At 65.3% G+C, this 10,073-nt stretch carries 8 protein-coding genes and 1 tRNA gene; 6 read left to right on the top strand and 3 right to left on the bottom strand.

The window, feature by feature from the left end; all coding sequences use genetic code 11:
* Positions 1 to 137 (top strand): IS3 family transposase (locus tag ACREXZ_RS30470; protein WP_431764248.1); only part of this gene is annotated, 137 nt, incomplete at its 5' end.
* Between the two features lie 96 nt (positions 138 to 233).
* Here the strand turns inward: ACREXZ_RS30470 and ACREXZ_RS30465 are convergent.
* Positions 234 to 929 (bottom strand): DUF4136 domain-containing protein, encoded by a 696-nt coding sequence (locus ACREXZ_RS30465; RefSeq protein ID WP_431767851.1) that lies wholly within the window; start codon positions 927 to 929, stop codon positions 234 to 236.
* 187 nt (positions 930 to 1,116) lie between these two features.
* On the opposite strand from ACREXZ_RS30465, the gene pepN reads away from it, so the two are divergent.
* From pepN to ACREXZ_RS30445, 4 genes are all read left to right on the top strand, one after another.
* Positions 1,117 to 3,825, top strand: coding sequence for an aminopeptidase N (pepN, locus tag ACREXZ_RS30460; RefSeq protein ID WP_431767850.1), 2,709 nt, complete (start codon positions 1,117 to 1,119; stop codon positions 3,823 to 3,825).
* Positions 3,826 to 4,004: 179 nt separating this feature from the next.
* Positions 4,005 to 5,021: a class 1 fructose-bisphosphatase gene (locus ACREXZ_RS30455; protein ID WP_431767849.1), complete on the top strand. Its 1,017-nt coding sequence runs from the start codon at positions 4,005 to 4,007 to the stop codon at positions 5,019 to 5,021.
* 53 nt (positions 5,022 to 5,074) lie between these two features.
* Positions 5,075 to 5,150: transfer RNA gene (locus ACREXZ_RS30450), tRNA-Thr, on the top strand.
* Positions 5,151 to 5,365: 215 nt separating this feature from the next.
* Positions 5,366 to 7,318 carry a Xaa-Pro dipeptidyl-peptidase gene (locus ACREXZ_RS30445; RefSeq protein WP_431767848.1) on the top strand — a complete coding sequence of 651 codons (1,953 nt, stop codon included), beginning with the start codon at positions 5,366 to 5,368 and terminating at the stop codon, positions 7,316 to 7,318.
* On the opposite strand, the gene ACREXZ_RS30440 is transcribed toward ACREXZ_RS30445, so the two are convergent.
* Together ACREXZ_RS30440 and ACREXZ_RS30435 are read right to left on the bottom strand one after the other, a co-directional pair.
* Positions 7,301 to 8,077: an SDR family NAD(P)-dependent oxidoreductase gene (locus ACREXZ_RS30440; protein WP_431767847.1), complete on the bottom strand. Its 777-nt coding sequence runs from the start codon at positions 8,075 to 8,077 to the stop codon at positions 7,301 to 7,303. The two genes, ACREXZ_RS30445 and ACREXZ_RS30440, sit on opposite strands and share 18 nt — an antisense overlap.
* 51 nt (positions 8,078 to 8,128) lie before the next feature.
* Positions 8,129 to 9,001: an NmrA family NAD(P)-binding protein gene (locus ACREXZ_RS30435; protein ID WP_431767846.1), complete on the bottom strand. Its 873-nt coding sequence runs from the start codon at positions 8,999 to 9,001 to the stop codon at positions 8,129 to 8,131.
* A gap of 101 nt (positions 9,002 to 9,102) precedes the next feature.
* Here ACREXZ_RS30435 and ACREXZ_RS30430 point away from each other — a divergent pair, with 101 nt between their 5' ends.
* The gene (locus ACREXZ_RS30430; RefSeq protein WP_431767845.1) at positions 9,103 to 10,056 is read left to right on the top strand and encodes a LysR family transcriptional regulator; all 954 of its coding nucleotides are present in this window, start codon (positions 9,103 to 9,105) and stop codon (positions 10,054 to 10,056) included.
* Positions 10,057 to 10,073 lie beyond the last annotated feature (17 nt).

Genomic DNA, 10,073 nt, shown 5'->3' with positions numbered 1-10,073 from the left:
TGAACAGGTTTGACAGCGTGGACGCGCTCAAGGCAGGTATCAGACAGTACATCCACTACTACAACCACAAACGCATCAAGCTGAAACTAAACGGGCTGAGTCCCGTGATGTACAGGACTCAGCCCTCGCGGCCCTAGCCGAAAACTGTCCAACTTTGCGGGGTCGGTTCAGTCGAGGCCGTCTTTTCTGTGCAGCCGTTCATACAGACCGCACCGGCAAAACTGACATCCCGCCTACTGCACGACCCGCGGCGCGGACGCGGCCGCAGGTGTCGCGGCAGCCGGCGCGCCGGCTACTTCATTCGACCGGCCATCGTTTTTATCGACCGGAATCTTCACCGTGCGCACGGTGCCGTTGGCAAGCGGAAAGTCCGCGAGCGCGCTGCGTGCCAGATACGGCATTGCGCGCACGAGCGACGGCTCGTCGCCACCGGTGCGCGCCGTGACGTTGTAGACCTCCTTGCCGGTCGCGCGCTCGGTGATCCGGATGCCGAGCGTGTGTACCGAAACCGGATAGCTCTGATTCACGTAGCCCGCCGGGAACGGCGGCCCGAACGGTCCCCACGGATCGTACGGACGTCCCCAGTACGGGCCCGGCCACGGGTTGTAGTAGACCGGCTGAGCGACTGTCACGGTATCGGCGTGGGTCGAATACGTCAGCCCGACCAGATAGTGGGCCGCCGCCGGGTCGACGTGGCGGAACGCGTTGGTGGCAAGCTCGTCGGCGACGATCCGCTCGTAGGTGGTCTGCTCCAGATTGTTCTGTTCCCCGGCCGTGCGCGTGAACGCGTAGGTGCGCGTCGCGTCGCTGCCGTTCCAGTCGGAGAATGCGGTCACCCGGCTCGCCACGTAGGTCGTGCAGCCGGAAAACAGTACGGTCAGCGCCGCCAGCGTCAATGCGGCGAGCCGGGTCCATCGATCGAGCTTCATGGTCGTCCTCGTGTTGCCTGTCGCGAGCCGCGCGTCACGCGGCGTGCAGCGGCCCGATAATACGCTGACTGTCCGCAGCGGTAAAAAGTTCGCCCCGCAGGAACCGCCGAGCCTTTGTACAATGGACTGCTATGTCAGGTTCGCGCACCCGCGGACCGGCTCCGAATCCCCTTCTCTTCCGACAACCATGGCCGATACCGCAACTCCCGTCGTGATCCGCCGCGCCGACTACGCGCCGCCCGCCTTCCTGATCGATACCGTCGCGCTCGAATTCGATCTCGCCCCCGACCGCACGATCGTCCGCAACACGATGCGCGTGCGCCGCAATCCGGACGCCACTCGCGCCGCCCATTTCGAACTGATGGGCGAGCAGCTGGAGTTCGTGGGCGCGACGCTCGACGGTACGCCGTATCAGGCCGTGCGTCCGCACGAGCACGGTCTCACGATCGACGACGTGCCCGATGCGTTCGAACTCACGCTCGTCAGCGCATGCAACCCCGCGGAAAACACGACGCTGTCCGGCCTCTACGTGTCGAGCGGCAACTTTTTCACGCAGTGCGAAGCGGAAGGCTTCCGGCGCATTACGTATTTCCTCGACCGCCCCGACGTGATGGCCACGTACACCGTCACGCTGCGCGCGGACAAAACCGCCTACCCGGTGCTGCTGTCGAACGGCAATCTGCTCGAAACGGGCGATCTGGCGGACGGCCGTCACTTCGCCCGCTGGGAAGATCCGTTCAGGAAGCCGAGCTATCTGTTCGCGCTCGTCGCGGGCAAGCTCGTCGCGCTCGAGGAGCGCGTGCGCTCCGGCTCGGGCAAGGAAAAGCTGCTGCAGGTGTGGGTCGAGCCGCACGATCTCGACAAGACGCGTCACGCAATGGATTCGCTGATCCACTCGATCCAGTGGGACGAAAAGCGCTTCGGGCTCGAGCTCGATCTGGACCGCTTCATGATCGTCGCGGTGGGCGACTTCAACATGGGCGCGATGGAAAACAAGGGGCTCAACATCTTCAACACGAAGTACGTGCTGGCGAACCCCGAGACCGCGACCGACACCGACTTCGCGAACATCGAGGCCGTCGTCGGCCACGAGTATTTCCATAACTGGACCGGCAACCGCGTGACGTGCCGCGACTGGTTCCAGTTGAGCCTGAAGGAAGGGCTGACGGTCTTCCGCGACCAGGAATTCTCCGCCGACATGGCCGGCGGCGCGACCGACGAAGCCGCCCGCGCGACCAAACGCATCGAGGACGTCCGCGTGCTGCGCCAGATGCAGTTCGCCGAAGACGCGGGTCCGATGGCGCATCCGGTACGACCGGAAAGCTACGTCGAGATCAACAACTTCTACACGATGACCGTCTACGAGAAAGGCTCGGAAGTCGTGCGGATGTACCAGACACTGTTCGGCCGCGAAGGCTTTCGTCGCGGGATGGATCTGTACTTCCGCCGCCACGACGGCCAGGCCGTCACGTGCGACGATTTCCGTCACGCGCTCGCCGACGCGAACGACCGCGATCTCGCACAGTTCGAGCGCTGGTACAGCCAGGCCGGCACGCCGCGCGTCGCCGTGCGCACGCACTACGACGCCGCGCAGCGCCAGTATCGCGTGACGCTCACGCAGGGTCATGGCGACCCGGCCAGCATCGCGCCGGCCGTACGCGAAACGCAGACGGGACCGCTGCTGATCCCGTTCGCGATCGGGCTGATCGGCGCGAACGGCATCGACCTGCCGCTGCGGCTCGAAGGCGAGGCCGCCGCGCAGGGCACTACGCGCGTGCTCGAGTTCACACAGACCGAACAGACCTTCACGTTCGTCGACGTCACGGAGAAACCACTGCCGTCGCTGCTGCGCAATTTCTCGGCACCGGTGATCGTCGACTACGACTATTCGGCCGACGAACTCGCGTTCCTGCTCGCGCACGATAGCGATCCGTTCAACCGTTGGGAAGCGGGTCAGCGGCTCGCGACGCGCGAACTGCTCGGGCTCGCCGCGCGTGCCGCGTCGGGCGACTCGCTGCAGTTCGACGACACCGTGATCGGCGCATTCGCCCGCGTGCTGACCGACGAAACGCTGTCGCCCGCCTTCCGCGAGCTTGCGTTGATGCTGCCGTCCGAGGCCTATCTTGCCGAGCAGATGGCCGAGTCGAACCCGGCTGCGGTGCACGTCGCGCGGCAGTTCGTCCGCAAGCGGCTCGCCAATGCGCTGCACCGCGACTTGCTCACGATCTACGAACGCCATCAGACGCCCGGTGCATACGAAGCAACCCCCGATGCGGGCGGTCATCGCGCGCTGAAGAATCTCGCGCTCGCGTATCTCGCGGAACTCGACGATCCGGCCGACGCGGTCCGTCTCGCTGGCGCGCAGTACGACGCGGCGAACAACATGACCGACCGGTCTGCGGCGTTGTCCGCGCTCCTCACCGCATCCGCGGCCGGCGACAGCCGCGCGGTACAGCGTGCGCAGGACGCGCTCGGCGATTTCTACCGCCGCTTCGAAAAGGAGCCGCTCGTCATCGACAAGTGGTTCGCGCTGCAGGCAACGCAGCGCGGCTCCGCGCAACGTCCGGTGATCGACATCGTGCGCACACTGATGTCACATCCGGCGTTCAACCTGAAGAACCCGAACCGCGCGCGCTCGTTGATCTTCAGTTTCTGTGCGGCTAACCCCTCGCAGTTCCATGCGGAAGACGGCTCGGGCTACGCGTTCTGGGCCGAGCAGGTGATCGCGCTCGATGCACTGAATCCGCAGGTCGCCGCGCGGCTCGCGCGTTCGCTCGAACTGTGGCGCCGCTTCACGCCGACGTTGCGCGACAAAATGCGCAGCGCGCTCGAACGGGTCGCCGCGCAGGTGAAATCGCGTGACGTACGCGAGATCGTCGAGAAAGCGCTCGCGTAAGCACGGCGCTGCCTCCGTCGCATCAAAAGCCGGCACGGGTGCCGGCTTTTTTACGCTGCCTTCGCCGATCATGAGCGTGCCGCCGCCGCGCGATTGCGACAAAACACGGCAAAACGCGGAACACCCGAGCCGAGCGGGTAAAATCACGGTCGTCCCTTTCGCCTTTCCGGAGTACAGCAATGGCCCTGCAGCGACGTACCACCCTCACCAAATATCTGATCGAAGAGCAGCGCGAGAACAACAATCTGCCGGCCGACCTGCGCCTGTTGATCGAGGTCGTCGCGCGCGCGTGCAAGGCGATCAGCTATCACGTCAGCAAGGGCGCGCTTGGCGATGCGCTCGGCACCGCCGGCAGCGAGAACGTGCAGGGCGAAGTGCAGAAGAAGCTCGACATCCTGTCGAACGAAATCCTGCTCGAAGCGAACGAATGGGGCGGCAACCTGGCCGGCATGGCATCGGAAGAAATGGAGCAGTTCTTCCCGATCCCCGCGAACTATCCGAAGGGCGAATATCTGCTGGTGTTCGATCCGCTCGACGGGTCGTCGAACATCGATGTGAACGTTTCGATCGGTACGATCTTCTCGGTGCTGCGCTCGCCGGACGGCCAGCAGTCCACCGAGCAGTCGTTCCTGCAACCGGGCACGCAGCAGGTCGCGGCGGGCTATGCGGTGTACGGTCCGCAGACCGTGTTCGTGCTGACCACCGGCCACGGCGTGAACTGCTTCACGCTGGATCGCGAACTCGGATCGTGGGTGCTCACGCAAAGCGACATGCGCATCCCGGTCGACACGCTCGAGTACGCGATCAACGCGTCGAACGAACGGCACTGGTACCCGCCGGTCCAGAAGTACATCGGCGAGCTGAAGGATGGCAAGGACGGGGCGCGGCAGGCGGACTTCAACATGCGCTGGATCGCATCGATGGTCGCCGACGTGCACCGCATCCTGAACCGCGGCGGCGTCTTCATGTACCCCGCCGACATGCGCACGCCGGACAAGCCCGGCAAGCTGCGCCTGATGTACGAGGCGAATCCGATGGCCTTCATCGTCGAGCAGGCGGGCGGCGCGGCGACCAACGGCCAGAAGCGGATTCTGGACATCCAGCCGAAAAGCCTGCACGAACGCGTCGCCGTGTTCCTCGGCTCGAAGAACGAAGTGGACCGCGTGACGCGCTATCACCTCGAGTCAAAAAATTGAGCATCGGGCTTGCCAAGGGGCGCAAAACATCCCTATAATCGCGGTTCCCTGATGCCGGAATAGCTCAGACGGTAGAGCAGCGCATTCGTAATGCGAAGGTCGGGGGTTCGATTCCTCTTTCCGGCACCAAACAGTTTCAGGCAAAAGCCCAGTCGATTTCGACTGGGCTTTTTGCTTTTCTGCGTCCGTGTTTTTCCGATTCCCAACCGTCCCAACCATCCCTCCCGATTCGCATCACCGCATCGCTCCGTCGCCGCTCGCACGACCGGAAGTGAGAAAGCGTGAGCAATGCCCCGACTCAAGCCCACTACCATTCCCTACATTCCGATAACGAGGGAGACACGATGGCACGGCATTCGACCGGTTCACAGCATCTCTGGATCACCGCGCTTGCGGCGACCGCATTGCTCGCGGCATGCGGCGGAGACAACGGCAGCAGCAGTTCGGGCGGCGCCGCGAGCAAGGCCGTCGAGTCGAAGCAGGACACGCCCTCCTCCGCCAACGCGCCGGACGCGAGCGGCACACCAAAGCTGTCGCCGTCGGGCGTACCGTATGCGAGCGTCACGAACAGCAAGTATCGCGCGGTGATCAAGGACGGCCAGGTGCAGCCGTCGCTGTCGGGCAGCACGATCACCGCCGACGCCTGGGTCGACACGCCGGTCGATTCCGACGGCGACGGCACGAAGGACCGGATCCACGTGCACATCGTGCGACCGTCCGAAACCGCCGACGGCGCGAAGACGCCGGTCATCGTGCTCGCGAGTCCGTACAACAACGATCTCGCCGACGCCCCGGACCACGACGTCGATGTCGAGCTGGACGGCAGCCCTCATCCCGGCCTATCGGCGCAGTCCTCTACCCGCATCCTCAAGGCTGTGCCGTCACCCATCTCGCATCTGCGCGAACAGGCCAACATGGCCGTGGCCGCACGCTCGTGGATCGAGGCGTACTTCGTGCCGCGCGGCTTCACCATCATCTATGCGGATTCGCTCGGCACCGCGGGCTCCGATGGCTGCCCGACGATCCTCACGCACGACGAATCGGTGGCAATGGCATCGGTGATCCGCTGGCTCGGCCGCGACGCGGTCGCAAAAGATAGCACCGGAAAACCGGTCGTCGCCGACTGGTCCACCGGTCACGTCGGCATGTACGGCGTGTCGTATGACGGCACGCTGCCGAAGATGGTCGCGAGTCTGCACACGCGCGGCCTCGACGCGATCGTGCCGATCGCCGGCCTGACCAACATGTACGGCTACTACCGCCAGGCCGGACTCGTGCGCGCGCCGGACGGCTATCAGGGCGAGGACGTCGACGTCTACATCAAGGCGCTGTTGACCAACGCGCACCCCGAACGCTGCACGCATCTGATCGACGAAGCGTACCGCGACGAAGATCGCGTCACCGGCGACTACTCCGCGTTCTGGGCTGCGCGCGAAATCTCCCCGCGCAACGCGGTTGCGCCCGCGTTGATCGCGCAGGGTTTGATCGACGACAACGTCCGGACCGATCAATCGATATCGTGGTATCTGTCGATGCGGCAGCAACACGTGCCGACGCAGCTATGGCTGCATCGCGGACCGCACATGGACCCGCGCGACCGGCAAGCGATGGGCGCTGCGTGGACGGTCGAAGTGAACCGCTGGTTCACGCGCTATCTGCTCGGCAACGACAACGCGATCGAACGCGATGCGGGCGCGGTGATCGAGCAGACCGACGGCACGCTGCTGAAGGAAACGCAGTGGCCCGCGAGCAGTGCACGCTCCATCCGCTATTTCGCGGGAGGCGACGGTTCGCGCGATGGTGTGCTGTTGCGCTACGCGAGCGGCGGCCCGATCGCAACGTTCACCGACGACGCGCAGATCATGGCACTCGATCTCGCGAACGCCGACAGCGGCGCGCACCGCAGCCGCTTCGACACCGCTCCGCTTGCAACTGCAAGCCGCCTGTCGGGCACGGCGACCGCGAAGGTGCGTCTCGCGTTCTCCGGGGTCGCGAACGTGACCGGGCTGCTGGTCGACCGTGCGCCCGACGGCACCGCGACGATCATCACGCGCGCATGGACCGACCCGCGCAACCGCGCATCGATCGGTGCGTCGCAACCGGTTCAGCCTGCCATGCCGTATGACCTGCAGCTTACGTTCATGCCGCGCGACTACACGCTCGCGGCAGGTCACCGGCTCGGCTTCGTCGTGCTGTCGAGCGACTACGAAGCGACGCTGCGTCCCGAGGCGGGCACCGAGTTGCAGCTGGACCCGGCGGGTACGTCGCTAACGGTGCCGCTAGGCGCGGCGACGTAGCGGGATGCCCGACAGCCGCTCGCACGCATCGAGCAGACGATCCTGCACACCGGCATCGTGTGCAGCCGGATGCGTGTGACGCGGCTTCAGGTGATAGAAGTACTGCCCGCTCACACGCGCCGCCGCATCGTCGCCGGTGGCGAGCCAGACTTGCGTGCGCGGTGCCGCATCGAGATCGTCGGGCGCGCCGGCGCCGCCCATCTTCGTCGCGACCCAACCGGGCTCGAGCGCGTTCGACAGCACATGCGGCCAGCGACGCGCCACCGCGAACGCGAGCACCACGTCGTGCAGTTTCGAATCCGCATACGCGGCCATGCCGCTCCACGGCCGGGTTCGCCACTCGAGATCGTGCAGGCTCGCGTCGCCATCGCGATGCAGGCCCGAACTCAGATAGACGAGCCGCTGCGGCGCGTCGATCAGCGCGGTCAACACGTACGGCGCGAGCGTGTTGATCGCGAAGACGTGCGGCAGGCCGTCGACGGTTTCGATGCGCTGCCGCTCGCGATACCCGACGGCGGCGTTATGAATGATCGAATCGAAATGCCCAAGTCGGTTCACCTGCCCGGCGACGTCGGCCATCTCGCGAAGACTCGACAGATCGCCGGACACCGCTGTCTCCGCGCCCGGCACCGCATCGAGCGCCTGCTGCGCGCGCGCCGCGTTCCGTCCGTGCAGCACCACCCGGTGCCCCTTCGCGACGAGCAGACGCGCTGCCATCTGGCCGAGTCCGTCGGCTGAGCCGGTAATTAACACTCGCATTGTGTGACTCCAGTCCCATGCAAAGCACTTACTCTGGTCCCATGTACGTGTTCACGCCGCTTCCGCCGCGCGCTGGATCAATCCGCTCAATACCGTCTCGAGCGAAACCGAACCCTTGACAGTCTGCGTCGGCGCTTCGAACTCGAGCCATCCTTCGTTGAAGCCGTCGAGCATCTGGATGCGTGGCAGCGGATGCTTCATTCCCTGCGACGCGAACAGCGTTTCCCACGTCTCGCGCGGCACCGGCTGCATCCGCACATGCCTGCCGAGCAGGTGCGACAACGTCGCGGCGATGTCGTTCGACGACGTGCGGTGCGGACCTTCGAGTTCAACGATCTTCACACCGTCCCACGTCTTGCGCAACAGACCCGCAGCCACCCGGCCGATGTCGGCGGTCGCGACCATCGGAAACGGCTTGTCGAGCGGCGTCAGAAAGGCGGGAACCCTACCCGTCGCAAGCGCCGGCTCGATGTCCCATGCTGCGTTCTCCATGAACCAGCCGGCTCGCAGGAACGCGACCGGCATCGGCAACGTCGAGAACTCGCGCTCCATGATGCCGAGCTGCTGCAGCAGATTGTCCTGTGTAGCCTGCGCGCCGATCGTCGACAGGCACACGACCCGCGACGGCCGCGCCGCAAGCAGTGCCTCGCGCACCGCGGCGATCACCGCGCGCGATTCCGGATAGCCCGGCGACGGATCGAAGTTCGGCGGCAGCAACACGAACACGCCGTCGGTCCCCGCGAACGCGCGTGTGAGCGCGGCCACGTCGGTCATCTCCGCGATCGCGGCATCGCATCCCTGCTGTGCCCAGTGCGCGCCCTTCGCGAGATCGCGGACCACCGCCCGCACATCCTGTCCCGCCCCGAGCAGCACCCGCGCAACGACACCACCCACCTGCCCTGTGATTCCTGTGATCGCAAACATGTCGTTTCCTCTTCAATCCGTTTCGATGGTGCCATTCTGTGCGCCATCGACTCGTTTCGCGATAACATGAGTGTCATTTTATCCATGCCGGGAGAGCATCAATGGCGGGCTTCGACGAACGCATTCTGAACGGCATGGGCGTGTTGTCCGCGATCGTGGATACTGGCAGCTTCGCCGGCGCCGGCGACATGCTCGACATGTCGCAATCGGGTGTGAGCCGATCGATCGCGCGACTCGAGGGGCGCCTCGGCGTGCGTCTGCTCGAACGCACGACGCGCTCCGTCACGCTGACCGACGAGGGCCGCCGTCTCTACGAACAGGTGATGCCGCTGCTCGCGGCGCTGGAAGAAGCTGCGACCACCGCGACCCAGGGGGCGACGGCCGTGCGCGGCCGTCTGAGAGTGAACGTCGATCCGTTTTTCTCGCGGCTGGTGCTCGGTCCACGGCTCGGCGCGTTCATCGAGGACTACCCGGAGTTGCGAGTGGAACTGGTCACGCGCGATCAACTGGGCGACATGATCGCCGACGGCTTCGATCTCGCGGTGCGTTTCGGGCATCCGCGGCCGTCGAGCCTCGTGGCCCGCAAGCTGCTGGAAACGCGCATTCTGACCGTCGCGGCGCCGTCGTATCTGAAGCGGCGCGGCCGGCCGCTGCAACCGTCCGATCTGGAGAGCGATACGCACGCGTGCATCCGCTACCGCGATCCAGAGACCGGGCATCCGTTCGAATGGGAATTCCATCGCGGCCGCAAGAAGATCACCGTCGACGTCGCGGGCCGGCTCACCGTCAACGATGTCGGCACGATGCACAGTGTCTGTGTTGCCGGTCATGCGATCGCGCAGGTGATGGAATTCGGCGTCGAACAGATGCTCGCCGACAGCCGGCTCGTGGAGCTGTTCCCCGACTGGCCCGACGATCGATTTCCCCTCTACGCGCTGTATCCGTCGCGTCACCATGTGCCTGCGAAGGTGCGGACATTTCTCGACTTCATTGCGTCGCTCGCGGCGTCGGACGGAAAACCGGCGGGCCGAAAGGCGCGTGAAGCAGCGCGCTAACGCCGTTGCCGTGGGGG

This window comes from Paraburkholderia sp. (assembly GCF_050742655.1).
Classification (GTDB): Bacteria; Pseudomonadota; Gammaproteobacteria; order Burkholderiales; family Burkholderiaceae; genus Paraburkholderia.
This window is presented reverse-complemented; position numbering and strand designations above follow the sequence as displayed.